The 773-nt window shown below is 48.1% G+C and carries 1 protein-coding gene; it reads right to left on the minus strand.

Annotated elements, in window-relative coordinates; genetic code table 11:
- Positions 1-45: 45 nt before the first annotated feature.
- The coding region (locus A3751_RS19945) for an ATP-binding cassette domain-containing protein (RefSeq protein ID WP_156492670.1) at positions 46-773 on the minus strand (728 nt) is incomplete at its 5' end.

Here is a 773-nt window from a genome sequence, read left to right on the forward strand (position 1 = left end):
TCGAGCTAAGGCTCAATGTAGGTTTTGTTATAGGAATGCAAACTCTTATAAAACACTCGACTCAATCTGGTCGATCTGCTCATGTAACTCGAACCAAAGCAATTCAGAAGCCTCCAAATCTGATTTTAGTGCCGCCTGATCCGCTAACAAGTGCTTTAACTTCGCTTTGTTTTTATCTTCGTAGATCTCTGGGGCCGCTAACTCTTGCTCAATAAGATTCAATGACGCTTGTGCCTGCTCAACATTCGCCTCAATTTTCGCGAGCTCTTTTCTCATCGGGCTAAGTTGTTTTCTTCGCTCGGCTTCGACGCGCTTCCGCTCCTTGCGCTTTTCNCTTGTTTCTCCGATCTTTGCGGTTTCATCTAGCATGCTTTCAGAATCGTTTTTGACCAGTGACTGCTTTTGGAACTCCGCCAACCACCGCTCATAGTCCAGCAAGTCTCCTTCGAATGGTTCGACGCTTCCACCTGCGACGAGCCAGAAATCATCAACCGTATTTTTTAATAGGTGCCTGTCGTGAGAGACCACAATGATGGCTCCTGAAAAGGCCTGAAGGGCGATGGTTAGAGCGAGCCGCATTTCCAGATCGAGATGGTTGGTAGGCTCATCTAACAAGAGCAGATTTGGCTTATGCCAAGCAATGATCGCAAGCGCTAGTCGCGCTTTTTCGCCTCCAGAGAACTTTTCGATGGTGCCTGTGGCGTCATCACCTCGAAAGTTAAAACCGCCGAGAAAGTTACGGATTTCTTGGTCTGTGGCACTCGGTCGACAGC

This window comes from Oleiphilus sp. HI0080, from assembly GCF_001635135.1.